This window comes from Paenibacillus sp. Soil522 (genome assembly GCF_001428245.1).
Classification (GTDB): Bacteria; Bacillota; Bacilli; order Paenibacillales; family Paenibacillaceae; genus Pristimantibacillus.
In genome coordinates this window covers 101,272-126,444 of record NZ_LMRV01000013.1, presented here as the reverse complement: position 1 = coordinate 126,444, position 25,173 = coordinate 101,272, and the positions used below count along the sequence as shown (strand labels likewise).

Annotated in this window: 25 protein-coding genes; 13 read left to right on the top strand and 12 right to left on the bottom strand. The window is 49.9% G+C overall.

What is annotated here, in order from left to right; genetic code table 11:
- Positions 1-46 precede the first annotated feature (46 nt).
- A complete protein-coding gene (locus tag ASG81_RS03490; protein ID WP_056629252.1) occupies positions 47-1,351 on the bottom strand; it encodes an aminotransferase class I/II-fold pyridoxal phosphate-dependent enzyme in 1,305 nt (434 codons plus the stop codon).
- 206 nt (positions 1,352-1,557) lie between these two features.
- On the opposite strand from ASG81_RS03490, the gene ASG81_RS03485 reads away from it, so the two are divergent.
- Positions 1,558-2,343, top strand: a complete 786-nt coding sequence (locus ASG81_RS03485; protein ID WP_056629250.1) for a helix-turn-helix domain-containing protein — start codon at positions 1,558-1,560, stop codon at positions 2,341-2,343.
- A gap of 79 nt (positions 2,344-2,422) precedes the next feature.
- Here ASG81_RS03485 and asd read toward each other — a convergent pair whose 3' ends face one another.
- Positions 2,423-3,211, bottom strand: a complete 789-nt coding sequence (gene asd / locus ASG81_RS03480; protein WP_056629248.1) for an archaetidylserine decarboxylase — start codon at positions 3,209-3,211, stop codon at positions 2,423-2,425.
- A gap of 166 nt (positions 3,212-3,377) precedes the next feature.
- Here asd and ASG81_RS03475 point away from each other — a divergent pair, with 166 nt between their 5' ends.
- The gene (locus tag ASG81_RS03475; RefSeq protein WP_056629246.1) at positions 3,378-3,674 is read left to right on the top strand and encodes a hypothetical protein; all 297 of its coding nucleotides are present in this window, start codon (positions 3,378-3,380) and stop codon (positions 3,672-3,674) included.
- A gap of 48 nt (positions 3,675-3,722) precedes the next feature.
- On the opposite strand, the gene ASG81_RS03470 is transcribed toward ASG81_RS03475, so the two are convergent.
- The gene (locus ASG81_RS03470) at positions 3,723-4,979 is read right to left on the bottom strand and encodes an S-adenosylmethionine decarboxylase related protein (RefSeq protein ID WP_056629244.1); all 1,257 of its coding nucleotides are present in this window, start codon (positions 4,977-4,979) and stop codon (positions 3,723-3,725) included.
- Between the two features lie 230 nt (positions 4,980-5,209).
- On the opposite strand from ASG81_RS03470, the gene ASG81_RS03465 reads away from it, so the two are divergent.
- Complete coding sequence (locus ASG81_RS03465; protein WP_056629242.1) at positions 5,210-5,887, top strand: HAD family hydrolase; 678 nt, start codon at positions 5,210-5,212, stop codon at positions 5,885-5,887.
- A 152-nt stretch (positions 5,888-6,039) separates the two neighbouring features.
- Here the strand turns inward: ASG81_RS03465 and ASG81_RS03460 are convergent, their stop codons facing one another.
- From ASG81_RS03460 to ASG81_RS03440, 5 genes are read right to left on the bottom strand one after another with little or no spacing between them, the layout of a single operon-like run.
- Complete coding sequence (locus tag ASG81_RS03460; protein WP_056629240.1) at positions 6,040-6,537, bottom strand: GNAT family N-acetyltransferase; 498 nt, start codon at positions 6,535-6,537, stop codon at positions 6,040-6,042.
- 2 nt (positions 6,538-6,539) lie between these two features.
- Entirely contained in the window at positions 6,540-7,694 is a 1,155-nt protein-coding gene (locus ASG81_RS03455; protein ID WP_056629238.1) for a YheC/YheD family endospore coat-associated protein, read from the bottom strand.
- Positions 7,694-9,073 (bottom strand): YheC/YheD family endospore coat-associated protein, encoded by a 1,380-nt coding sequence (locus tag ASG81_RS03450; RefSeq protein WP_056629236.1) that lies wholly within the window; start codon positions 9,071-9,073, stop codon positions 7,694-7,696. The genes ASG81_RS03455 and ASG81_RS03450 overlap by 1 nt, the downstream gene beginning before the upstream one ends.
- On the bottom strand, positions 9,070-10,293 hold the full coding sequence (locus tag ASG81_RS03445) for a YheC/YheD family endospore coat-associated protein (RefSeq protein WP_056629234.1): 1,224 nt from the start codon (positions 10,291-10,293) through the stop codon (positions 9,070-9,072). Before ASG81_RS03445 ends, ASG81_RS03450 begins: the two co-directional genes overlap by 4 nt.
- 11 nt (positions 10,294-10,304) lie before the next feature.
- Entirely contained in the window at positions 10,305-11,678 is a 1,374-nt protein-coding gene (locus ASG81_RS03440) for a YheC/YheD family endospore coat-associated protein (protein ID WP_056629231.1), read from the bottom strand.
- Between the two features lie 198 nt (positions 11,679-11,876).
- Between ASG81_RS03440 and ASG81_RS03435 the strand changes: the two genes are divergently transcribed.
- Together ASG81_RS03435 and ASG81_RS03430 are read left to right on the top strand one after the other, a co-directional pair.
- Positions 11,877-12,212 (top strand): YlbF family regulator, encoded by a 336-nt coding sequence (locus ASG81_RS03435; RefSeq protein ID WP_056629230.1) that lies wholly within the window; start codon positions 11,877-11,879, stop codon positions 12,210-12,212.
- 91 nt (positions 12,213-12,303) lie between these two features.
- Entirely contained in the window at positions 12,304-12,585 is a 282-nt protein-coding gene (locus tag ASG81_RS03430; protein WP_056629228.1) for a hypothetical protein, read from the top strand.
- A gap of 111 nt (positions 12,586-12,696) precedes the next feature.
- On the opposite strand, the gene ASG81_RS03425 is transcribed toward ASG81_RS03430, so the two are convergent.
- A complete protein-coding gene (locus ASG81_RS03425) occupies positions 12,697-13,050 on the bottom strand; it encodes a helix-turn-helix domain-containing protein (RefSeq protein ID WP_056629226.1) in 354 nt (117 codons plus the stop codon).
- A gap of 230 nt (positions 13,051-13,280) precedes the next feature.
- Here ASG81_RS03425 and ASG81_RS03420 point away from each other — a divergent pair, with 230 nt between their 5' ends.
- Entirely contained in the window at positions 13,281-13,754 is a 474-nt protein-coding gene (locus tag ASG81_RS03420; RefSeq protein ID WP_056629224.1) for a hypothetical protein, read from the top strand.
- A 90-nt stretch (positions 13,755-13,844) separates the two neighbouring features.
- Positions 13,845-15,206 carry a DRTGG domain-containing protein gene (locus tag ASG81_RS03415; RefSeq protein ID WP_081417098.1) on the top strand — a complete coding sequence of 454 codons (1,362 nt, stop codon included), beginning with the start codon at positions 13,845-13,847 and terminating at the stop codon, positions 15,204-15,206.
- A gap of 8 nt (positions 15,207-15,214) precedes the next feature.
- Here ASG81_RS03415 and ASG81_RS03410 read toward each other — a convergent pair whose 3' ends face one another.
- From ASG81_RS03410 to ASG81_RS03400, 3 genes are all read right to left on the bottom strand, one after another.
- Positions 15,215-15,511, bottom strand: a complete 297-nt coding sequence (locus ASG81_RS03410) for a YtpI family protein (protein ID WP_056629222.1) — start codon at positions 15,509-15,511, stop codon at positions 15,215-15,217.
- An 87-nt stretch (positions 15,512-15,598) separates the two neighbouring features.
- Positions 15,599-16,114 carry a hypothetical protein gene (locus ASG81_RS03405; protein ID WP_056629220.1) on the bottom strand — a complete coding sequence of 172 codons (516 nt, stop codon included), beginning with the start codon at positions 16,112-16,114 and terminating at the stop codon, positions 15,599-15,601.
- A gap of 3 nt (positions 16,115-16,117) precedes the next feature.
- Complete coding sequence (locus tag ASG81_RS03400; protein WP_056629218.1) at positions 16,118-16,444, bottom strand: YtrH family sporulation protein; 327 nt, start codon at positions 16,442-16,444, stop codon at positions 16,118-16,120.
- Between the two features lie 189 nt (positions 16,445-16,633).
- Here ASG81_RS03400 and ASG81_RS03395 point away from each other — a divergent pair, with 189 nt between their 5' ends.
- The 6 genes from ASG81_RS03395 (at position 16,634) to pyk (ending at position 25,145) form a co-directional block, all read left to right on the top strand.
- Positions 16,634-20,320, top strand: coding sequence for a DNA polymerase III subunit alpha (locus tag ASG81_RS03395; protein ID WP_056629216.1), 3,687 nt, complete (start codon positions 16,634-16,636; stop codon positions 20,318-20,320).
- Positions 20,321-20,547: 227 nt separating this feature from the next.
- Positions 20,548-21,039 (top strand): phosphatidylglycerophosphatase A family protein, encoded by a 492-nt coding sequence (locus tag ASG81_RS03390; protein WP_056629214.1) that lies wholly within the window; start codon positions 20,548-20,550, stop codon positions 21,037-21,039.
- Positions 21,040-21,134: 95 nt separating this feature from the next.
- Positions 21,135-21,326: a hypothetical protein gene (locus ASG81_RS03385; RefSeq protein ID WP_053374720.1), complete on the top strand. Its 192-nt coding sequence runs from the start codon at positions 21,135-21,137 to the stop codon at positions 21,324-21,326.
- Positions 21,327-21,366: 40 nt separating this feature from the next.
- Positions 21,367-22,236: an acetyl-CoA carboxylase, carboxyltransferase subunit beta gene (gene accD, locus ASG81_RS03380; RefSeq protein WP_056629212.1), complete on the top strand. Its 870-nt coding sequence runs from the start codon at positions 21,367-21,369 to the stop codon at positions 22,234-22,236.
- Positions 22,226-23,296 carry an acetyl-CoA carboxylase carboxyltransferase subunit alpha gene (locus ASG81_RS03375; RefSeq protein ID WP_081417097.1) on the top strand — a complete coding sequence of 357 codons (1,071 nt, stop codon included), beginning with the start codon at positions 22,226-22,228 and terminating at the stop codon, positions 23,294-23,296. Before accD ends, ASG81_RS03375 begins: the two co-directional genes overlap by 11 nt.
- 94 nt (positions 23,297-23,390) lie before the next feature.
- Entirely contained in the window at positions 23,391-25,145 is a 1,755-nt protein-coding gene (gene pyk, locus ASG81_RS03370) for a pyruvate kinase (RefSeq protein ID WP_056629210.1), read from the top strand.
- The last annotated feature ends 28 nt before the right edge of the window (positions 25,146-25,173 follow it).

Here is a 25,173-nt window from a genome sequence, read left to right as displayed (position 1 = left end):
AGCATTTGTCTTAAAGACAAGCTTCTCTTAGGGGGTTATTGATGCTTTATGCTTTTTGGGCGATCAATTCATTCACGGTTTTGAAGATCGTATCGAACAGCTCTTCGAGGTTTTCTTCCTCGATGCAGGAGAAGGCGACGCGAAGGTCGGTTTCTCCTAAAGCGATCGTACCGATGCCGTATTGGTTCAGCAAATGAGAGCGTACCGCCTCAGCCGTTACATTGCTCAGCTTCAGACACATAAAGTAGCCGGAGTTGAATGGGTAATAACCCCATACATCGCCGTATCGGCCGCTGTCGAGCAATGATTTGACGCGATTTGCGCGACGCTTCATAATATCGTATTTCTCCGCTTTTTGGCCTTCGAATTCTGGCGATGTCAACGCGCGCAATACGAATGTTTGCGAAGGATGCGGACCGCTGGAAATGGTAGCGCGAATAATACCGAGCGTTTTTTGCTCAAGCACATTTAATACGGCCGATGAGTTTGAAGCATAAGTGATGAAGCCTACGCGGAAGCCCCATACGTATTCTTCCTTCGTTGCGCCGTCTACCTTTATTGCAAGAACGCGCGGGTGCAGGTCGGCAAGCTTAGAGAACAAGGACTCATGTATGGAATCTTCGAAAAACAAACCGAAATAAGCGTCGTCGGTTACAACTACAACATTGATTCCTTCTTCCGCCGCATCGCGAATCGCAGCGATAATTTCGTCGCCCTCCTGGGGTCCCGGCGTGTAGCCTGTCGGATTGTTCGGGAAGTTAAGAACGACAATCGCTTTTCCTTTATCCTTCTGTGCAAGCAGAGCTTCGCGCAAACCGGCGCTGTTAAAGCGGGTTTGATCATTGTAGAGCGGGTATTCTACCATTACAGCACCCCGGCGGATACCAAACGTAAGCTCGTAGTTTTCCCAGTTCTTATTTGGAATGATAACAGCATCGCCTGCATCCGCGAACAAGTCGGCTACAATGCTTAGGCCGTGCGTCAATGCATTCGTAACGACCGGATTGCCGAAGCCCTTTGACTCAAGGGAAGGGTTATCTTTGATCATCTTCGTGCGCCAAGCTGCGCGAAGCTCCGGCTTACCGGCAGGAGGCGCGTATTCATATATATCTTTAGGATTGTAAGCAGAGAGCGTCTCTTGGATGACCTTGAGATGCATCGGCTGTCCGCCTTCTGTTGCAATACCGATAGTAGCGTTAAATTTAGTTGCTTTCGTTTTCGCTTCGGCGGACTGACTAAGTATGCCCTCCTTCGGGAAATAAATCGCTTTGCCTAGGGTTGACAACATCGCATAGACGTTCGGACTCTCCGATTTCAACGTCTCGTTTAACTGCTGAGCAAGTGGGTTCATGGACTTTATTCCATCCTTCCGAAATCATTCATTTGAAATTTGTATTATCAGGCGTTAGCCGTTTTCGCTTGTCGGGTGCTATTATAACATTTTTTTTAAGCTGCAAACCATTCTCAAAGCAAATTTTTTCGTAACTTAGGGCGGCTTGCACAAAAGTTTGCCGCTGTTGTATGATGACGGCATAGATTTACACAGGAGGTTGCCCTATGCTGCACATTTCGCCTGATTCGTTCATCCTGTTACCCGCGTTTGCCAAAATCGTATGCGAGCCGGGTTGGAGATGGGCGAGACGCGAGAAGCCGATGGCCAATTTTGATTTATTCTATGTATGGAGCGGCGAAGGGGAAGTTGAAGTCAACGGTACTCCTTATGAGGTCGGACCGGGGAGCTGCTTTCTGTTTCGTCCAGGCGATTACACAAGCGCCACTCATCACCCGCAGCGGCCGCTCGTATTATCCTACATTCATTTTGCGGTAAACGAAGCATTGGTTACAGTGCCGAACCGGTATAGGCAATTAAATGACACCGTCGACTTCGAATATATGCTTTCGCGCTACGTAAGGCTGTTTCTTGTGCAGACCTATGCGGCGGAGGAGGAAGCGCAGCTCGTGCTTAAGCAGCTGATGATTCATTTGCTAAGGGAGGACAAGCAGCTGCCGGTTGAGAAGAAAGCCAGCAATCAGCTGACGGAGGCCATCCACGAGGTGGCTAACTTTGTTCGGCAAAACCCGAGCATCGCACATCGTGTAGAGGATTTGGCGATGAGGGCGCAGCTGTCGCCCCGTTATTTCTCGATGAAATTCAAGGATCTGATCGGGATGTCGGTACAGACCTACATGATTCGAACGAGAATTGAGCGGGCGCAGCATTTGCTCATGCATGCGGGCATGAACGTAACGGAGGTAGCGGATGCGCTGGGATACCGCGATATTTTTTTCTTCAGCCGGCAATTCAAGCAATATACGGGCCGCAGCCCGTCGGAGATAAGATAGGCGTCCTCGCAAAATAACCCGAAATCCTTCATTGCTGAGGGATTCGGGTTATTTTGCGAGGAGCTTGTGTCCGCTCGGTTTAGCGGCTATGAAGTGATCCAAGACGGTCGCCCATTCGTACATTCATGCCAAGCAAGCCGTTATCGCGGGGGGTGAAAGTGCCATCCTCCAGCAGCAGCACGACCGTGGAGCCGAACTCGAAATAGGCAAGTTCCTCGCCTTTTGACAATTCGTCCTTAAGCGGCTGCACGTATCGGATGCTGCTCACATTCATTGCGCCAACCTTGATAACCGCCGTTTCTCCTGCATGATGCTTCATATAGGTAATTAGGCGCTCGTTGCGGCTCAGCACTCTGCGCATATGGCGCAGGCCGAAGTCGTTTACCGGATAAACCCTGCCTGCAACATGCTCGCGTTCCACGATGCGCCCGCTGACAGGCGTGTGGATGCGATGGTAATCGGTCGGACTTAAATATAGGACAATATAATAGCCGTGCATATAATTAGCCGTTCTCGGAGAACGGTTAAGGAGTTCGTCGATTGTGTAGTCCTGTCCCTTCACATTGACAATGGAGCCGCTGCTTATCGGTCCGGCTCCGGTAATGAGGGCGTCAACGGGGCTGACGAGTGCGTCTTCGCCTGCGTGTATCTCCCGAAGCCCGGGCTTTAATCGCCGGGTGAAAAACTCGTTTAAAGTTTTATATTCGGACAGAGGCTTCTCGGCCTCCGCTATTTTTATGTTGTATGCCGCAGCGAAACGGGAAATAAACGGGCGGCTGGCAGCCGATTGCGCGATTTTTCCGGTTATGCTGGATATCCATTTGCGCGAGCTTAATTCTGTCATGGAGCGAAGCAGCCATTTTGTCATACGTGAACCGTCACGTCCTTTCCTGCAGGGGGCAATTCGTCCTCATACCCAACACACAGTGTGACATATCCGCTTCTAATTTTCAATATGCAGCATCGTCGGCCGTAATTGACAGAGGTTTAAGCATTAATAAAATAACCGAACCTGTCACTAGAGGTGAATGTGCATGATAATTATGATTGGCGCAGCGCTCGCATTCGGAGCAGCCCTAATCGGATTGATTAGCAGAATGAGCGTTATGGCCAGCCGTATTTTTGACGGTATTGCGGCCGCCGCAGCTTTTTTGTTTTTTGTAATAGCAGCAGATGCGGTTTTAGGAACACTGGCCAATAACACCGTATTTATGACAGAGGTGCATCGGATATTTGAAAATCCAGTCTTTTTGGCAAGCGGGGCCTATCTTGGGCCTTATACGCTCGGGAGAATAGCGATGCTGCCTGCTTCATTGTTTAGTCGAAAATAAATGGCCTGGGTGAAATGGCTTGCTCCAGCAAGCCATGCATGGCCCTCTCTATTTACGCAATCGCTGCAGCAGCAAGCCGTCGGAGCTGGCATTCGTTCCCCGGACGAGGGGTTTCATAAAGTAGGCTATATAATCCCCATAGGCTTTAATCCCCGTATCCGAAAGCTCGTCTATCCAATGTACGCCTTTTGGCACCTCGCCCAGCAACAAGGAGCAAATACCGCCGTAAAGGCCGCATGCAACTTGAAAATAAGTAGCGTTCGTTCCATATGCCGCGTAAATCTGTTTATTTTCCATCACATTGTATAAATAGCGCTCGTGATCGTCGTACACAAGAAGAACGCCAACCAGATCGGAGCCTTCAAGCTCCGCGTCGCGGGGATCTAGAAGCTTATGATTCCAATCCCATAGCTCATCCGAATTAGCTAAGTGGCTTTGCAAAATTGCAGTCGTCACCTCATTGACCTTATAAATGAAGCCGGTCTCAAATGGAAAGCGTTCGCCTAGGGAGAGCACTTCCTCATGCGGCATAAGGCAGCCCTCGAAGCTGAGTTCCCCGAGCCGGATAATAAATGTCTGCGCATATACAGCTTCATACAGAAATAAAGCCTGATGGTGACTGACGTACATCGGATAATTTAAAACCGCTTCATCCAAATAACATTCGGGTGACCAGGTGCTGTATAGCGTTTTCGGCTGCAAAAGTGTCCGATCGGCATAAAAGCTGCTATCCGTTTCTACAATGTAGCAAGCGAGCGGAAGCTTATCCGGCTGCTCTTGCATAAGGGAGAGCGCAAACCACTGTACGACCCCGGGGTTCATGCCTGACCCTACGATGGCTTTCAGGTTGGTGTAGCTGCTTCTGCCTGCTATGAATCTTGAATATCGTTCGATTAGCGTAAACCCCTCCAGCTCACTAAGCTGGTCTACCTCCTCGCTTTCCAGTGCAGTATTCACGTAAGCGACTGCAAGCTCATTGCAGCAATCAAGCATGGTTAACGTATCCGCCCAGGAAGCATCGATGACGAGAGCGGTAGCCGTATTTGCCAAATGGTGCTTAAACCTGGCCGTATCCTGCAAATCGAATTGATGAAGCACAAGATGACTGGCCAGCTGCGGACAATACGGTGTGAAGGTATCTTGCGGGAGCGGCTTTGCGTCAATACAATGAATGGTACAACCCGTTATAGATTTGTGCAGCGGAGCCTGGGCATCTTGCAGCACCTGCTCAAGGAGTGCGAGCACGGCTTTGCCTACCCCTCCGCCGCTGCCAAGTAACGAAATGACTAAATGATCATTTTCCATACTGTAATCAACTCCTTTTCGTTGCTATCAGCATACGCAGGCTGCTGCTGGTTTGACCGCAGCATTTGCTCCGTACCGAAGGCCCAAGCTGAATCCATCGCCGAAGGGATGATCGTCCATATGCGATTGTTCAGGGAGAATGGTCTATCCGCAGAAAACCTGTCTTCCAGCTTGCGGTGTTTTCCCGTATTCCAGTATGATTAGTACAGACTTTGAGGGGGGATTTAATCATGGACGAGCGCAAGCTTAGTAAGCCGGAGGCTGTAATATTTGATATGGATGGAACGCTGTTTGAAACGGATACGCTGCTGGTGCCGGTTCATCACCGCGTATTCGAGACGCTTCGGGAGGAAGGGCTTTACGAGCATGAAACGCCGCCAGTGGAGCGTTTGCTCAGCTGCTTAGGGATGGTGCTGGAGGACATTTGGCGCCAAGTGATGCCGGGCAGCACGGAGGCTGCGCGGAAGCGTGCCGATGAATTGCTGCTCCAATACGAGCTGGAGGGATTAGCCAGGGGAGAAGGGGAGCTTTACCCTTATGTCGGGCAAACGCTGCGCGAGCTGAAGGAGCGCGGAGTGAAGCTGTTCGTAGCTAGCAACGGACTGGAGGACTACGTGAAGGGCGTTGCTCGTTACAGAGGGATTGACGGGCTGTTCGATGGTTTGTATAGCGCGGGAGAATATGCGACGTTAAGCAAGGTTGATTTAGTAGCGCGGCTGCTGGAGGATCACGGCGTTCAGTCTGCCTGGATGGTCGGTGACCGTTCATCGGATGTGGAAGCGGGCAAGTGCAACGGCCTTCAAACGATCGGCTGCGCTTATGCGACATACGGACGTGCCGCAGAGCTTGATGGAGCTGATGTGCTGATCACCGATTTCCGCGAGCTTACGCGCCTGCTGGAGCAATAAATAAGCAATGAAGAACGAGACAAAAAACACCTGTAAGGTTAGGCGGCGCGTTAGCGCTGCTTCCCAGCAGGTGCAAGCTTCGCAGCTGATTACGGTTTAAATCATCCGCGTATTCTGATCCTCGCATTCTCACTTCAAACTGCAAGCCGGCCTCATTGAGGTACACAGTCAGGAAGACTAGGCCGGACTTTGACTTGCTTGTTGTCTTTTTCAAAACGGAGCGTTGGTTTGCCTGTCGGACCTCTGTGCATGGAAACGGCAGTCATGCCAAGCCGGAAGCATAGCGCCATGCTGGCCGTGTTGTCTGCAGCTACGTTACAGCACAGCTTGCCCAGGCGTTCGATCATCGTCTGTAAAATCTTGCCGCCAATGCCGAGGTTTCTTGCTTCAGGATGAACGACGAACATACAGGCTCCCTCATCGCCATCTTGGGCAAAGCCGAAGCCGACGATACGGCTGCTATGCTTAGCTATAACAACAACTGCACCTATTGGCGTGTTATGGCCTTCTTTAAGTAAAGAGGGATCCAGCTTGCGAAGCACATGAATGGTAGAAACTGCAAGCCGCTTATCCCCGTAACGGATGGCAAAGCCGATAAGTCGTTTTTGTTCCGATATCCATGTCTCTGGTGTAAGCAGCTCTAGCTCCACGTTTACGCGCCTCCTGCTTTTTCCGCTTTTATTTTAGCTAAATAAGCACCATATTGAAAAATACGTTCCAAAGATTTTTTGCGAATATGGGGCTCGTCGAATTTCATAGGCTTTGAATTCGCCTCAAAAAACCACATATTTCCTAAGCTGTCTATACCCAGATCCATGGACATTTCGCCAAGAAGCTGCCCAGAGCCTCGCTCTATTTGTTTGGCAATGAGCACAGCCGTGTTTTTTGCTTTTATTAACAGCTTACGCGCCTGCTCCTGATTGAATGAATTAACGAGCAGCTTCTCCGGATCCTCGATCATGCCGCCCCTTGGAACATGGGTTGTAATGCTCGAAGCACCGGCAATTCGTGCGCCGATGCCGGTAATGTCCCATTGCCCGCGCTGGTTTTTTTGGACGAGTGCGCGAAGATCGAAACTTCGTTCGTTGAAGGAGGCCAGATTAATGCCCTGCTGGGCAATATAAGCCTCACCTCCACTTTGCTTTTGAATGCGGCTCCAAAGCTTATTGATGGACGAACAATGATAGGTGGCGCTTTTTTTATTTTCTTGTACGGTTAACTGATAGGGCTGCTGCGTCTCGGCTTCAACGTTAATGGTCATGATGCCTTTGCCCGCTTTTCCGCTTTCCGGCTTTAAATAAAGGTAAGAATGCTTGCGCATCATTCGGCCAAGGCCCGTTACCGATACCAGCCTGCGGGTTGTCGGAATGTAAGGTTTGGTCGACTTAGATAGACGCAGCCATTCGAAGAGATCCCATTTATTGAAGAAGAAGGGATTAAACAGCTTAACATGCGGATGATTATGACAGGCTTCGATCTTCTGCTTGACGAAAGGCATATCCTCATCTTCCCTATGCGGAATGCGGTTATAGATGATGTCGGGGAACGGCAGAAGCCGCGGAAGCCAGCTGTCGTTCTCCGCATCGTAAACGAACCCTTTTAAGATGCTTCTTGTTAACAGCAGGTTTTTGACCGTCAGGACGTAGACGATAAACCCCATGGATTGACCGGTTCGAATCAAATCGGCGAAGTTGCTGCGATTGCCCCGGAAGAGCTGAATATCATCCTCGATTGTCAAAATAGCCAGTACCGTTCTGCCAGAGCGCATCCTTCTCAAATCCGATTCATCTGGAAGCATGCTGTCCATTAGCCATTACCTCCCTGACCTTGGAAATTGCTAAGGTACATGCAATGCTCAAAAATATATGATACCGACGCCCGGCCCTCCGAGCGGAGCGCAGGATGCTTGAAGATCGATCGGCCTGGCTTGGCGTTTGCCTCGAACATCCATATTTCTCCATCTTTATCGATGCCGAGATCAAGTCCAAGCTCGCCGAGACGGTGCGGATAATTTCGTTCGATTGCTTCAGAAAGCTTAATGGCGGTTTGCTTCGCTTTCTCAAGAACGGCGTCCGATTCATCGCCAAACGTTGTTTTAAGCGCTTGCTCCGGTGTCATAAGCGATCCTCCGCTTTTTACATGTGTCGTAACGCTGCCGCGGCCTGCCTTCTTCGCGCCGATGCCGGCAGGGACCCATTCGTTTTTGCCGTTCTTATGCATATGAAAGCGGAAATCGATCGGACAGTTGTCGATTTCTACAAGTCGAATTCCTTGTTGGACAACATAATGAGTTAAGCTGATGCCATGTTTCGCTTGAAGCATTCGTATCAAGCCGCTGAAGGTTCCGAATCGGAGCAGCACATTTTGGCTGCCCTTGCGGTATCGTGCGAAATAACCGCGCTTTGGATGATAGGTTAGTCTGTATATTCCTATTCCAAGGCTGCCTGCAGTCGGTTTAAAGTAAAGAAACTGATGCGTTTCGAGCATCTCCTTTATTTTTTCCATGGAGGGCCCCGAGACAGATTCGGGCAAATGATCCAGCGCTTCAGGATCATTATCCAGAAGCTTGTAGACGTCTGCTTTATTGAAGAAGCTCCAGTTGAAAATAGGAATTTTCCGGCGTACGAAACGTTCGCGCAGCGCATTAATGGATGCAGATGTTTCCGCCTTGCGGTTCGGAAGACGGTTGTAAACGACGTCCGGCAACGGTACGATTTTGCGATACCAGCCGCCTTGCGGATCGAGAAAATAGCCGTTGATCGTTTCCTGCTGCCAGTTGATATCATTCGGAGTGAACCCGAAAAGGTAAGCTTTATGCTCTCCGGTACGGATAATCTGTTTAATAAACTCGGTTCGGCCACCAAAGGGATTGCTCTCTGAACGAATGCCGTTATCGCTTAGTATACCGACAAGCGGTCCAAGCTGAACCTCGTTCTCGCCGGAGTTGAGCACATATACGTTCCCGGATTTCGGAACTTTGATCAATTGACGGATTCCTGCTGACAAATACAAGTGATTGCCCGGCCGGTTCAGCTGCTTGATTTCCGCATTAATCACTTCGTTACCCAGCTTGAGGCGAACCGACTTTTTGCCTGAAAGCTTCAGCTTCTTTAGTAGAGGACTGGACAAATATACGACTTTATTAGACTGCTGTGAGAAATGTACGTTACAAGTTGTCAAACTCATCGATGAACCTCCTGAACGTTGAAAGGCCGTAATTCGTCGTCGAAACTTGAATAACGGCGACGGCCGTTGATGGACTCATTGGCTACAAAGTACGGGAACAAGCGCCTAGATAACAAGCGTGCATATAAGAGCGGTCTTTCGATTGACAGTCTCTCGGCTTCCTGGTCGCCTATGATTCGAAAGGAAGAACGGCCTGGCTTTGAGTTTGCTTCGATTAGCCAAAGTTTGCCGTCCAAATCGATGCCATAGTCTAAACCAAGCTCGGCAAATCTGCCGAATTTACATTCAAGCCGTTCAACTGTTTGCTTGCTTATTGTATGGATCTGCTCTAGCAAACGTTCTGCTCTGTGTGTGCCGAATTTGGCAGTAATCAGCTGAGCAGCCGGACTGGCGTCGCCGCCGCCGTGCAGGTTGGACGTGAGCGAGCCCGCTTGACCCATACGAGACGCGACTCCGGTCAGCGACCACTTTCCTGTATGCTCCTTTTGCATGAGTGCTCTTACGTCAAATGGCTTGCCGTCCTCGCCGCTAAGCTCCAGATAGGGCTGGATTAAATAGGCTGATCGGTGAATAAAGCGGTTGATCCATTGCTCCGCCGCGTGATTGTCCTTGAATGTAATAGAAAAAGGACGATTTTGACGGCTTCTGCCCTTCACCTTCGTTGTTTGCTCGAGCGGGCAGCGCTTTACGTGCACGATCCCTCTGCCTTGCATACCTGCTGATGGCTTAAGGACGATCCCGTTAAAATACCGATCCGCCAAAAGGTTGACCTGATTTGCAGATTGAAAGGGCAAAGTAACAGGTAAATGCTTCGCCAGCAAAATGTCATCCTTAAGCGCTTCATAGACGCCCTGCTTAGCCGGGAGGGTTCCGTTCAGCATCAAATACGGTTTCCTTAGCTTCATAGCCGCCAGCATGCTGCGACAGTTCATTCGCTGATTAGCTCGTGTGAAAAAGCAGCGGTCATAGATGACGTCAGGCAGCGGAACTTCCTGTCTTACCCACCGGTTTTGTTCAAAGCGATAGCCGAAGAGCTGTTCTGATTGCGGCTGAAGGCCTTCCGCCGCAAATACATAGACGTCAATACCAAGCGGCTTGCCGGCTATAGTGAGCGCACGGTAGAAGGAAGGTTCCGGCAATATCGGTCCGGTTGCGGTATCCAAGTCTTGACGGTTGAGCGAGGCGACGACGATTCCGAGATTGACCATTCGAGCCTGCATAGGAGCCTCCGTTAAAAGCCCGATAAAAATCGGGAATATTGAATCATCATACGGACGGATGGACGGATTTTGTTCTCGTGGAGTGGCGTATTGTCGTTTTTGGATGGCTTTGAATTGACTTCCAGAAGCCAAACCCGGCCGTTCGTATCGAGTGCCAAATCAATGCCTAGTTCACCGAAGTGAGCCGGAATTTGTGCTTCTACGCCGCGGGCGATATGGAGTGCTGCCTGCTGCAGCCGTTGTACGGCTTCATGTCTGCTTATTCCGGACTGCAGATTTGATTTCGTTACGGCTTCCAAGGCCGTGCTTAACGTGCCTCCGCGTGCAAGGTTAGATACAAAATGATCGTTACTGGCTGTTCGGGCGACAATGGACGTAATGGTCCACTTACCGGTCAAATTTTTTTGGACGAGCGCGCGAAAGTCGACCGGCCGTTTTTGGATTTCGATTAGCTGCAGTCCCTGTTGAATTTGGTATCGAACGGTTTTCATCTTCGCGGAAATGGACGAGTACAGCTTGACTAAGCTCGTATGCTGCTGTTTGCGGGTACCGGCTGCGGTTGTGTGCATCGCTTGAAATTGGTTCGCTTCGAGACGCGAGATGCGAATGATCCCTTTCCCTAAACTGCCGCGGATCGGTTTTAGAAAAACGTTGCTATAACGGGAGCACATCGATTTCAGCATCGTATAGTTAAGCAGTAAATGCGATTCGGGCAAATAGCGCCCTAACGATTCATCTTTTTTTAGCGCATCGAAAACCTCGGCCTTATCGAGAAACTTTTCGTTGAAAACATTCGTCTTGTGCTGCTGTTTTACATCTTTCAAAAAATGTTGTACGCTGGGCCTGTTCTCCAATTTTCTTGAAGTTAAACGGTTATTGACGACGTCAGGTATGGGCATTCTAACCTGCTGCCACCCGTCTGAAAAGACCCAGCCGTCAATGGTGGTGTCAAGCTGGCTGCCGATTTGGTTAGGGGTGAAGAAATAAACGTAAACGCCTTGCGCCGAACTGGCTTCAACAAGCTCCTTGCAAAACATGGTAATAGGTCCGAAGGGCTTATCCGGTGTATTTGGATAATCGCGGCTGACCAGCACACCGATTAACGGTCCCAGAACAAGTGTGGAATTGCCGGCTTTGTATTGTATGCGAAGTGACGATCCGCTAGTTAAGCCCATCTGTTTCGCTAAGCTTTGACTCATCCTCATCCCATCGTACTTTGCGACAGGAATAACCTTTACATGCTGCCGAAAGGAACCGAATTTTAAGAGGATGTGCTGGCCTTGAGGGATTTTCCACTGCTTTACATAGGATTCGCCAAGCATGAGCGTGTCTTCAGGAATCATGCCGGTGCCAATCACCTGTAAGACTACTTTCGATTTGAGCATCATAAATCTCCTTCCAAGCAGGAGGATGACGATAAGAGGTTAGCAACTAGGTTTTTTACACGAATTACTTCATCATATGAGGACATCTATCCCATTGTGAATCGGAATAAGAATAAGACCTTGGCTCTTGTTTCAATTAAGGGGTATGATTGTACGTATAGAAAAACAAATCAGCTCAAACGAATGGGAGAGAGGCAAATGAATGTTTATGACAAAGCTTATGAATTAGCGAAGGCGCTCAAGGAGAGCGAGGAAGCAAAGCTGATGAAGGCTGCGAAGCAGGCTGCTGACGCAGATCCTGAAGCGAAGGGAATGCTGGATGATTTTCGTGAGCGCCAAAACTTTCTGCAGCAAAAAATGATGGCTGGCGAAGAGCCGTCTGCGGAGGATATGGAGAAGATGAACAAGCTCTATGAAGTCATTACGCTCAATCCGTTGATTGGCAAGTTGCTCGAAGCGGAGCGCCGTTTTGCGGTTGTGTTTGAGGACGTTAACCGCATTATGTCCGATGTGCTGAAGTCCATCGTTGACTAACTGGAGACATATACCCTGCCACTCCTTCATAGAATGGTAATGCGGACAAGGGTAGTGAGCCGCTTATGACCCTGCAGAGGAGCTGAATGGCATGTTTTCCGGAAAAGGCCGTCATATTTTATATTTGCTTATTGCGCTTGCGATGCTTACATATGCGCTGCCGCGTCTGGAGCTGAGTGCGCCGTGGAGCTTGATGAGTGTATTTGGACTAGTCTGGATCTTGTTTGCGTTAATCATCATTACGGCACATGTCAATGCGCTCGTTATGAATGACGCGAAGCGGAAAGAGCTGGCCCACATTAAGAGGGCGAAGGCGCTGCTGTGGGAGCAGAAGCTGGTTCAGAAGGCTGCTTCGAGAAGAGCACGGGGATAGCAGGCAGGAGCTAAAAACCAGCCCAATTGAAAAGGGACAGTCTTAATAGGTCTAAAGACCTGAGGGACTGTCCCTATTTTGTATTTTACAACCGAATATGGTTTGTCCTGCTTATTGGATTTCCTTGAAATGAACGAGCTGCTTGACGAATTTATAAACGGCTTCCTGTTCCTTCAAGCTTAAACCGTTCAATTGATGGACTATTTTAGTGGCATAACCTTCATCGTTTGGTTCATCCGATGAGTCCGGGCTGGAGACGACGTTCACAATCTTCTCAAGCGGCGTTTGCAGCGCAAGCGCGATTTTGCTGAGCACGTCTATCGTCGGATTTTTTTCTCCGCGTTCAACCTGTCCCATATAGGAAGCATTTATTTCGGCGCGAAAAGCGAGCTGCTCTTGGCTTAGCCCTCTTTTTTTGCGCAGCAGACGAATGTTTTCTCCTACAAGCCCTGCAATCTCACTCATAATGTCACCTCAGCCTAACGATAAAACTTTACTAGTCTATCAACAACACTCTATAGAGCATATTTAAAATAGTGATTATAGTCATTGACTAATAGATGGTGTCTTTACTATAATTGTGTAAAAAAGTATCATTCTACTACCAAGATTACCTATAAAGGATCGATTTACCAATTTGACTAAAAATGGTAGGATGAAAAAGGCAAAAACGTGGACGCGAGGAGAATGGCAAAGTGGTTGACGAATTTGAGTTTTTCAGAAAAGTGCGCGCATATTATAACAATGTTCCTTTCCTTGTTCAATTCACTTACCGTTTATCACATCGTGTCGATAAGGCTGTAACGGCCCGCGGTTCGTTCAGCTGTCGGGTTAATCCGCATACCCAAATCGTTGAATATGAGCTTGATCTAAAATCAGATAAGATTTCCAGACCGCACAGTGAGCAAAGCTCATTTTTGTTTTCCAGCATATATGAAGAAATTCCAGCACAAACGATTGAAATGAAGCAATTCCTTATTCAATCGCTGCGGTATCCGCTTCCGATTTCATACGATTGGCAGGCTTTTATTACGTCCGGCGCGGAGGATGCAATCAATGTGCAAACGATTCAGCAGCTATTCAAGAAATGGAGGCTGAAGGGCGTGGAGGGGCAATTAATAGACAGTATGCTAAAGGTTAAGCAGGTGCTGCTGCAGTGGCAGCTCTAAAGGCTGCGTGAATCGGCACGAACATGACTTGCCGCTTGCAATCTCTTATAATAGGGAATAAAGACTGCAAGTTGGACGGAGGATACAAGAGTGGCTCCAATCGGACCGGGTAACGAAACCAGCACGAAGCATGAACAGATTTTGAATTATATCCAAAGCCTAAAGATTGGAACAAAAATATCGGTGCGCGCTATTGCCAAGGCGCTTGGCGTAAGCGAGGGCACGGCTTATAAAGCATTTAAGGAAGCGGAAAGCTCAGGGCTTGTCAGTACGAAGGAGCGTATCGGAACGGTACGGATCGACCGCAAACGCCGGGAGGCGCTTGATCAGCTTACTTTCGGCGAAGTTGCCGAGATCGTGGAGGGCAGGCTGTTCGGAGGCGCGGCTGGACTTGATAAAACGCTGCATAAGTTCGTCATTGGCGCCATGGAGCTGGATGCGATGCTCAGGTATATTGACGAGGGCAGCCTGCTGATCGTAGGTAACCGGATCGGCGCGCACCGGTGTGCGCTGGAGGAGGGGGCAGGCGTACTTATTACCGGCGGCTTCGAGCCGAGTGCGGAAGTGATCAAGCTTGCTGACGAACGTATTCTTCCTATCATTTCCTCCCGTCATGATACGTTTACGGTTGCCTCTATGATCAACCGTGCCATGTACGATCGCCTTATTAAACGGAAAATCATGCTGATTGAAGATATCGTCACATTCAGCCGGCCTGCAGACGCGCTTAGAATCGGACATACCATAGAAGACTTTCATAAACTGTCTCGCGAAACCGGCTACTCCCGCTTTCCTGTTATTGACGAGAGAAGCAGGGTCGTTGGCATGATGACGGCCAAGGATGCGGTCGGAGCGCCTGAGGACAGTGCTGTCGATAAAGTAATGACCAAGCATCCCATTACGGCAGCCCCGAACATTACAGTTACGTCGGCCGCGCATACGATGGCTGCGGAAGGCATTGATCTGCTGCCTATCGTTGACAGGCACCGCAAGCTGCTGGGTGTCGTAACGAGGCAGAAAGTGCTTGATGCAATGCGATTTGCCGGCAAGCAGCCGGAATCGGGAGAGACCTTCGAGGACTTGATGTGGACAAGCTTCATCGCTACGGCAAACGCAAACACATTGGGCCAGGACGAGCTGGGTCTCGCCTATAAGGGAACGATTACGCCGCAGATGTCGGGGGCGCTCGGGATGGTGTCGGAGGGACTGCTTGCCACTTTAATGACGCAGGCAGCGCGCAGAATGATCAGAGAGACAGCTAAGCGCGATTACTTGCTTGAGAGCATGACGACATATTTTGTTAGACCCGTTCAAATCGATAGTGAAATTACGATCATCCCGCGTGCGCTGGAGATGAGCCGGAAGTTTACAAAGCTGGAAATCGAAGTTAGGGACACACAGGGATTGGCCGCCAAAGCGATGCTGACGGCCCAGATGATCGATCCTTATTGATGGCTGAATCAGCTTCTTGGTGATCGGTACAGGCTGAGATTGCGCATACCGGCAAATAAATTGAATACGCCGAGCAATAAGAAGATGGCGCCGATGACGATGCGAAGCGTGGAGCCGCCTGACAAAAACAGCTGAACGAGAGCGATGAACAGCAGCATGACACCCATGCTAATATTCATTCTGGCTGAGAAGACGGCCCGTGTTCTCGCATCGGTGGAACGGCGTGATTTAAAGCTGAATATGGCCGAAAACACGAGTGAAATTAAGATGCCCGGCATGAACAGCCATTGCAATAATTGATCCATGAATATGTAGCTCCTTTAAGTGATGTTGTTTCAGCTTGCGTTCGGAAATAGACAGCCTCTATTGTACCACGGAACGGAGCAGCGTGCTTAGGAAGGCGGCTTGGTATAGTAGCGGACCTTGATCCATACGTGCAGGACGTTATCGACCACGAGAATCGTCTTCACCTCAATGGAATAGTCTTTGTTATATACATCCATATAGACTTTTTTTTCAAGGAGCTTGCGGGCGAATTGGGCATCGGAATCAATCTCGTAAATGCTTTGGCCGAGAAAGCTCTTGAGATCTTCCTTGATTCGCTTGATTAGCTCGGCTTCCGTCACATGGTCGAGATCCGGTCTACCGGTATTTTGACCGGCTTCCTTCTCGATGCGGGGCAGGACGCTTTTTATGACGGTATGCTGGTTTTTGAATTGTTTTAAACCTTGTATATCCTGCTCATATTGCTCCAGCTTCTCCTCAAGCTCGCTCTTCAAAATGATCAGCGCCTGAAATTGCGCCAAATAAAGCGAATTATACACGATGGCTCCGATAATCATCCCGAGTATGAATACCCCAACGAACTGCAGCCCTCTCACAAAACGGTCAAACGCCGGCACGCGCATCGCTTATGCTGCTCCCTTGCAGATGAGCCGGACCAGCTCAGAACCTAGATGCGCGCCTAGAAAAGCGGAGAGAATAAAACAAATCTGCTGAGCCGCTGGTGATATTTGACCTAACATAATATTTCTTTCGATGACGCGAACGGGATCGATCGAACCGCCGATTGCCGCCACGATCGCCCATATTTTTAGCCTTGCGGCCGTATCGAGCATCGTAGCCGCAGGCGGCAGCAGCATAAACACCGATCCGATTCCCGCCAGTGTTGAGCCCCCAATGATGACTCCGAACGCAATGAAGAAATCAAGTCCTGCTTTAGACAAAAAGTAGGTCATGGGTATTCCTTTCCCCCCTTAAATGAATAGTGAAGCAAAACGATTTCGCAAGCAAAAGCTAAAGTGCATGTTCTTCAAAAGCCAACTTCGCGAGCATGTACGCTCTGCTACCATTCTATGGGCGTGTCCACTGCTATTATGATAAAATAGAGTTAACTTATTTGGACGAAGCGGAAAGGAACGGATGCGATGAGCGGCCATAACGAACAATCTTTTGTGCATTTGCACGTACACAGCGAATATAGCCTACTTGACGGTGCCGCGAGAATCCGCGACCTAACCGCGAGAGCCGCGGAGCTGGGCATGAAGGCGCTTGCGTTGACCGATCATGGGGTCATGTACGGGGCAATCCCCTTTTATAAGGCTTGCCGCGCTCACGGCATTAAACCGATTATCGGCTGCGAGCTTTATATGACGACCGGTTCCCGTTTTGAGAAAGGGACGCGCAAGGATAATCCGATCTATCATTTGATCGTGCTCGCCAAAAATGAAACGGGCTACCGGAATCTCATGAAGCTTTGCTCCATAGGCCATTTGGAAGGCTTCCACTACAAGCCCCGCGTTGATTTGGAGGTGCTAAGGGAGCTTTCGGAAGGGCTGATTTGCTTAAGCTCCTGCTTGGGCGGCGAAATATCCCAGCATTTATTGCATGACCGGACGGATGAAGCGCGAGCCAGCGCTTTGCGATACAAAGATATTTTCGGAGATGACTTTTATTTGGAGCTGCAGGATCACGGACTTCTGGATCAGAAGAAGGTGGCTGCCGAAATGATAAAGCTTGCCCGCGGGACGGGCATTAAGCTGGCGGCGACAAATGACGTCCATTACCTACGGGCGGAGGACGCTGCCGTACAGGATGTGCTGCTATGCATCGGAACGGGCAAGACGATTGATGATACCGACCGGATGCGCATGCTGACGGATCAGATGTACATGAAAAGCGCTGACGAGATGGCGCTTTTGTACAGGCATGTTCCTGAAGCGCTGGCGCATACGGCAGAAATCGCGGATAAATGCGAGCTAGAGCTGACCTTGGGCCGAGCCGCTCTGCCCGTATTCAGGCCGGTGCCTGCGGGAATGAGCTCATCCGATTATTTAATGACGCTTTGCCGTGACGGCTTGACCGCCAGATATGCCGGACTGCCTGAATGGGCGGCCGATTCCGGCTACCGGCAGAAGGCGGAGCAGCGGCTGGAGTATGAGCTCTCTGTCATCGATAAGATGGGATTCAGCGACTACTTTTTGATCGTTTGGGATTTTGTCCGCTTTGCGCATGAACGGGGCATTCGCACGGGCCCCGGCAGAGGCTCGTCCGCGGGAAGCCTGGTCGCATACACGCTTCGCATAACGGATGTTGATCCGCTCAAATATAAGCTTTTGTTCGAGCGGTTTCTTAACCCGGAGCGGATCTCGATGCCCGATATCGATATCGACTTCAATGACGAGCGCCGTGATGAGGTTATTGCTTATGTTGCTGCCAAATACGGAGAAGAGCATGTCGCGCAAATTATTACGTTCGGGACGATGGCGGCTAAAGCTGCCGTGCGGGATGTAGGGCGGGCTATGAACGTACCGTTTCAAGAGGTGGATCGTGCGGCGAAGCTCATTCCGAATCAGCTTGGCATTACGCTTGCGGAAGCGCATCGCATCAGCAGCGAGCTGCGTGATGCGAGCGAACGGCAGCCGAAGACGGCGGAAATGATGAAGATGGCCTTAAAGGTGGAAGGGATGCCAAGGCATGCTTCCACGCATGCCGCAGGAGTCGTCATCTCTCAAGAGCCTCTTACCCACTATACGCCTATTCAGGTCGGCAGCGAGCGGATTCCGCTCACGCAATATTCGATGGAGCATTTAGAGTCAATCGGTCTTCTCAAAATGGATTTTCTCGGCTTGCGGACGCTTTCGATAGTAGAACGAACGCTGCGCGCTGTAAAGGAGCAGTACGGCAAGGTTATCGACTTCCACACGATCAGCGACTCTGATCCTGCGACATACGCAATGTTAAGCCGCGGCGATACGACTGGTATATTCCAGCTTGAGTCCGCTGGCGTGCGGCGTGTTCTGAAGGACATGAAGCCGACTGAGTTCGAGGATATCGTCTCGGTGCTGGCTTTGTACCGGCCGGGTCCTATGGAGTTTATTCCAAAATATATTCAAGGCAAGCATGGGATGGTTACAGTCGAATACCCGCATCCCTCGCTAGAGCCCATTCTGTCAGATACGTACGGCATTATCGTCTATCAGGAGCAAATTATGCAAATCGCATCCTTGATGGCAGGCTTCTCGCTTGGCGAAGCGGACTTGCTGCGCCGCGCCGTCTCGAAGAAGAAGCGTGAGGTGCTCGATGAGGAGAGGGCGCATTTTGTAAAGGGCAGCCTTGCGCAAGGCTATTCGGAGCTTGATGCAAATCACGTATATGATATGATTGTTCGATTTGCCGATTATGGCTTCCCTCGGGCGCATGCGGCGGCATACGGCGTGCTTGCTTTCCAGACAGCATGGCTTAAGGCAAATTATCCTGTTCCGTTTATGGCTTCGATGCTGGCTTCAGTGACCGGAAACCAGCGGAAAACGGCCGAATACGTCGATGAATGCCGCCGCATGGGCATTGCCGTGCTGCCGCCTGACGTGAATGAAAGCAGCGTATCCTTTACGCCGGCCCAGAATGCCGTTCGCTTCGGACTAGCGGCGATCAAGAACGTCGGTACGCAGGCAATCGAAGCACTTCAGAAGGAGCGCGGCGAGCGGCCCTTCGAAAGTCTTCTGGATCTGTGCAGGCGTGTAGATTTGCGCGTCGTGAATAAGCGTGTGCTGGAGTCGCTCATTCAAGCGGGAGCTATGGATTGTTTGCCTGGGCATCGCGCCCAGCTGCTCGGCGCGCTTGAGGAGACGGTCGAGGCTGCGGTCAAATGGCGAAAGGAGCGAGAGGAGCTGCAAATCGAAATGTTCGGCCTTGACGAGGTTCAGAACTGGGATGTCGAGCTTCCTGATATTCGCCCCTATACGACAGGGCAGCAGCTGGATTTTGAAAGGGAGCTGCTGGGTCTTTATTTATCGGGCCATCCGCTCGATGCTGCCGAGCAGCAGCTTGCCCCGCTAGGCCTCGATCGGTTGGTTGAGCTAAGCGATGCGAAGGACGGTGCAATCGCCATTGTTGGCGTCATGATCGTATCGCTTAAACCCTTCACGAACAAGAAAGGTCTCGCGATGGGTTTTCTGGAGCTGGAGGATCGCATTATGCGCGTGGAGGCCGTCGTGTTCCCAACTATTTGGAAGCGGATCGGAAGCAAGCTTGAGAAAGGCGGCTTAGCGATTATTCAGGCTACTGTTCAACAGCAGGATGATGATTATAAGCTGATCGTTGAGGATTGCGTGCCGATTGACCATGCGGAAATGGATCTTGCGGGGCAGGTAAGACGTTTGCAAAAGCAGGCGCAAGCTCGCGCAGCGCGCAGCACAGGCGGCAATGCAAGTACAGGCGGAGCGTCTTCACAGGGCCGCGCGCAAAATGCACAAGGTCAAGCCGTACAAGTTCAGCGTCCGAATATTACCGGAAATTCGGATAAGGCTCCTTCTGAAAATGCTTCAGGAGGCGCTGAGGCGCGCCACGGGCATGAACAGGGCCGGTCGGCCTCATCTGAACGCAAGCCGCAGCGCGTATATATCAAAATCATGTCACAGAATGAAGAGCCTGCTATACTTGAGCAGCTTAAAGGGCTTCTGGCAGGGCACGCCGGTCAGCTTGATACCGTGTTATTTTATGTGCAGGGACAAAAGTCGATTGCGCTTAGCGGCAGTTATCGGGTAAAGCCTTCGCCACAGCTCATTGCATCCGTCGAGCAGCTGCTGGGAGCAGGCACAATCGTTGTGAAATAAAGAAAAATAAGCGATTAAATGCGATGTCGATCTATTCCTTTCGTAAAATCTCGTAAACAAATGTATTTCGTATGCACGTCAGGGCTTGTTCGCGCATATGTTTAGAGATACAAGTGACGATGGCAATGGAGCCCGCGGAAAACGGGCTTCGCCTTAGGACAATGTCATCTGTTCACGCTAATGTTTCCAAGATAAACGTACAAGCAGTTACGGGAGGGATGGGTCCTATGACAGGAATCGAGAAATGGCTCTTAAGACGAGGAGTATCAGTCGACGACATAACGGAGATTGTTTATACTCTGCAGCGTCCCTATAACGGCGATTTGACGATGGAACAATGTGAGGAAAGCGTAAGAGCGGTGCTTGGTAAGCGAGAGGTGCAGTATGTCATGTATACAGGCATAGCCCTTGATGAATTAGCGGAGCGGAGATTGCTGCCGGAGCCCCTGCAGTCCATTATGGAAACCGATGAGTCGCTCTACGGCGTCGATGAGACGCTGGCGCTCGGCATTACGAATGTTTATGGAATGATTGGATTGACGAGCTTCGGATATTTAGATAAAGTAAAACCCGGTATTATTCGTCAATTGAATTTGAAGGGCGAACGCATTCATGTGTTTCTGGATGACTTGGTCGCTGGATTGGCCGCCGCTGCATCGGCAAGAATTGCACACCAGGACCCGAAAGCGATCCGATATGATTTGCCGGATTCCCCATGACTATGGTATCATTATGAGATCATATGGCCTGTTACCGGGATAGCTATGCTTAGTAAGTGAACTTTGCGGCTGCAAAGTTTTCAGGAGGTACCATGATGTGGACGGTCATTTATATCGCACCAACAGCAAAAATCGCAGATAACATCAAGAAGCGGCTAACAGAGGAAGGGTTTTTAGTGAAAATCCGCTCTGTCAATCTGTCCAAACAGCAATACGAGATACTAGTTCCGTCTGGCGAGTTGGAGGAAGTTCAAGAAGTATTCAACTCTATTATGCGTCCATTATGATGGACTGCTCTATACTATTGCGCCTTGAGAGGTGTCACACGTGCAAATAAAGGACTTATTTACGAAGAAGAAATATGCGACGATACCTTCGGCACCCCGCAAGAGGGAAGTGCCAGAGGGCTTGATGAATAAGTGCTCCAAATGCGGCACCATTCAGTACAGCAAAGAATTGGAAAAGAATTTAAAAGTATGCTCATCCTGCGGCCATCATCATCGGTTAAGCGCATGGGAGCGTATTGCATTGACCCTTGATGAAGGGTATTTGTTAGAATACGATGCGGATATGGAATCCGTCGATCCTCTATCCTTCCCCGGTTATGCCAGCAAGCTTGAGCAGCAGAAGAGTAAGTCAAGCCTGCGGGAAGCTGTGGTAACTGGAGAAGGCATGATCGGCGGTTTTCCGGTTGTCGTAGCGGTTATGAGCTTTGATTTCTTTACCGGCAGTATGGGTTCTGTCGTTGGCGAGAAGATTACTAGAGCGATCGAAGCGGCTCATACGAAGCAACTGCCGATGCTTATTTTCTCTACATCTGGCGGCGCCCGCATGCAGGAAAGCATTTTAAGCTTGATGCAGATGGCCAAAACGAGCGCAGCGCTCTCGAAATTTCAGGGAGCCGGTGGTTTGTTTATTTCGATTTTTACCGATCCTACTACAGGTGGAGTCTCAGCGAGCTTCGCGAGCCTGGGCGATTACAATTTGGCCGAGCCCGGCGCATTGATCGGCTTTGCCGGACGGATTGTCATCGAACAAACGATCCGCCAGAAGCTGCCTGATGATTTCCAGACGGCCGAGTTTAATTTGCAGCATGGCCAATTGGATAAAGTCGTACACCGCAAAGACATGAAGCCTACGTTAGCAAAGCTGCTCGATATGCATTGCGTAAGGGAGGAAACATCCTATGGCGGGTGAGTTGCCTTTTGAAAAACCGCTGAATGATTTGCGCCAGAAGATTACCGAGCTTAAAAGCTTAAGCGTGGAAAAGGGCATTGACTTCTCTGAAGAAATATCAGGTTTAGAGAAGAAGTGCAAGCAGCTGGAAGAAGAGATGTACAGTGAATTGACGCCAGCTCAAAAAATGCATATGGCGCGCCATCATCAGCGTCCGACATCGCTTGATTACATTCAAACGGTGTTTACCGATTTCATGGAGCTGCACGGTGATCGTCTGTTTGCGGACGATCTTGCTATTGTTGGAGGACTGGCGAAGCTTAACGGTGTTCCGGTTACTGTAATCGGCCATCAGCGCGGTAAGGATACGCGTGAGAATATCGCCCGGTTTTTCGGCAGTCCTCACCCTGAGGGCTTCCGTAAGGCGCTTCGCTTCATGGAGCAAGCCAACAAGTTTAAGCGGCCGATCATTACCTTTATCGATACGAAGGGCGCATACCCGGGCAAAACCGCCGAGGAGCGCGGACAATCGGAAGCGATTGCGCGCAACCTGCGGGAAATGGCCGGTTTCGGTGTGCCTATCATCTGTATCGTTATTGGTGAGGGCGGCAGCGGCGGCGCGTTAGCTTTAGGCGTGGGCAACCGCGTTCTAATGCTGGAAAATGCGATTTATTCCGCGATTTCTCCAAACGGTGCAGCATCCATTCTATGGAAGGATGCTTCCCGAGCGGACCAAGCCGCTGAAGCGATGAAAATTACGGCAAAGGACTTGCTTGAGTTTGGCGTTATCGAGGATATCGTAGCGGAACCGCAAGGGGGCGCTCATAAGGATTTAGCTTTCCAATCGGAACAGATTAAGGATAAGATATGGCATCATTTGCAGGAACTTATGCAAATGAGCGCAGAAGAGCTTATCGAGGACCGCTATAATAAATTCCGTAAGGTCGGCCAGTTCAAAATTGTTGAGCGGCCGCTCGAAGTGCAAAGCGCGGCAGCTAAAGTAGCCAATATTGGCGAAGCGGCAAACGGGACGAATCAATCCCGCGTGCAGTCGACGGAAGCTGCGCCTTCGGTTCAGTAAATGTTATGTGAAATTGACTATTCCGCTGTACAAGCAGCAGGAGGTCATGTAAGTTTAAAATAGAATATCAGGCAATATACGGAGGAACTATAACATGCGTAAAACAAAAATCGTTTGTACGATCGGTCCATCCAGCGAATCGTTGGAAAACACAAAGAAATTAATCAAAGCAGGCATGAACGTTGCCCGTCTTAACTTCTCCCACGGAGATTTCGAAGAGCATGGTAACCGCATCAAAAATATCCGCCAAGCAAATGCTGAGCTCGGAACTTCGGTAGCGGTTTTGCTTGATACGAAGGGACCTGAAATTCGTCTTGGCAAGCTGAAGGAAGAGCCAATCGAATTGAATCAAGGTGATACTATCACGCTTACTACGGAAGAAATTTTGGGCGACCGCAACCGCGTTCCGATTACGTACAATAATCTTCCAAACGATGTAACGGTCGGCTCAACGATTTTGATCGATGACGGCTTGATTGGATTGACGGTTGAAGAGGTTAAAGGAACTGAAATCGTATGCCGTATCGTGAATAGCGGTCCGATTAAAAGCAAAAAAGGCGTTAACGTACCTGGAGTGAAAATCTCATTGCCTGGTATTACCGAGAAGGATGCGAATGATATCGTATTCGGTATCGAGCAGGGCGTAGATTTCATTGCAGCTTCTTTCGTGCGCAAAGCGAGCGACGTGCTTGAAATCCGTGAGCTTCTTGAGCGTCACAATGCCGGCCATATTCAAATCATTTCCAAAATCGAAAACCAAGAAGGCGTAGACAATCTCGATGAGATTCTTGAGGTTTCAGACGGCTTGATGGTAGCGCGTGGCGATCTCGGGGTTGAAATTCCAGCCGAAGAAGTTCCGCTCGTGCAAAAAAACATGATCAAAAAAGGTAACCGCGTTGGTAAGCCCGTTATTACGGCTACACAAATGTTGGATTCCATGCAGCGCAACCCGCGTCCGACCCGCGCAGAAGCGAGCGATGTAGCCAATGCGATTTTTGACGGAACAGATGCAATCATGCTATCCGGCGAAACAGCTGCAGGCAGATATCCGACTGAATCGGTACAAACGATGGCTCGTATCGCTGAGCGAGCTGAAGCGGCTTTGGAATACCGTGAAATTTTTACAAAGCAAGCTAATGCACAGCAAACATCGGTTACGGAAGCAATCAGCCAAGCTGTTGCTAACTCCGCGCTCGATTTGGGTGCGAAAGCGATCATTACCTCTACGAAAAGCGGCTTTACAGCCCGCATGGTATCGAAGTACAAGCCTAAGGCTCCTATTATCGCGGTAACGACAGATGAGAAGGTATTGCGTCGTCTTTCTCTCATTTGGGGCGTATTCGCTGTGCTGGGTCCAGATGCGGATACGACGGACGCAATGTTTGAAAATGCTGTAAAAGGCGGCATGAGCACAGGCTTCCTTAGCTTGGGCGACACAGTCGTTATAACAGCTGGCGTTCCTGTCGGCCGCGCCGGCACGACAAACCTTATCAAAATTCACCACATTGGTGAGCTTTTGGCACAAGGACAAGGCATCGGCAGCCAAACGGCTATCGGTAAAATCGTTGTAGCGCGTACACCGCAGGAAGCAATCGCGAAAACGACTGAAGGCTCCATTTTGGTTGCGATCTCTACAGACAAAGATTATATGCCTGCTTTTGAGAAAGCTGGTGCGGTTATTACGGAGCAAGGCGGAATTACCAGCCATGCTGCAGTAGTAGGCCTGAACCTTGGAATCCCGGTTATCCTCGGCATTGCAAATGCGACAGATATTCTTGAGGATGGCATGGAAGTGACTATTTACGGCGAGACTGGCGTGATCTATCACGGTCAATCGAAAGTACTGTAATTAGACTGTCACTTTAACAACTATATAG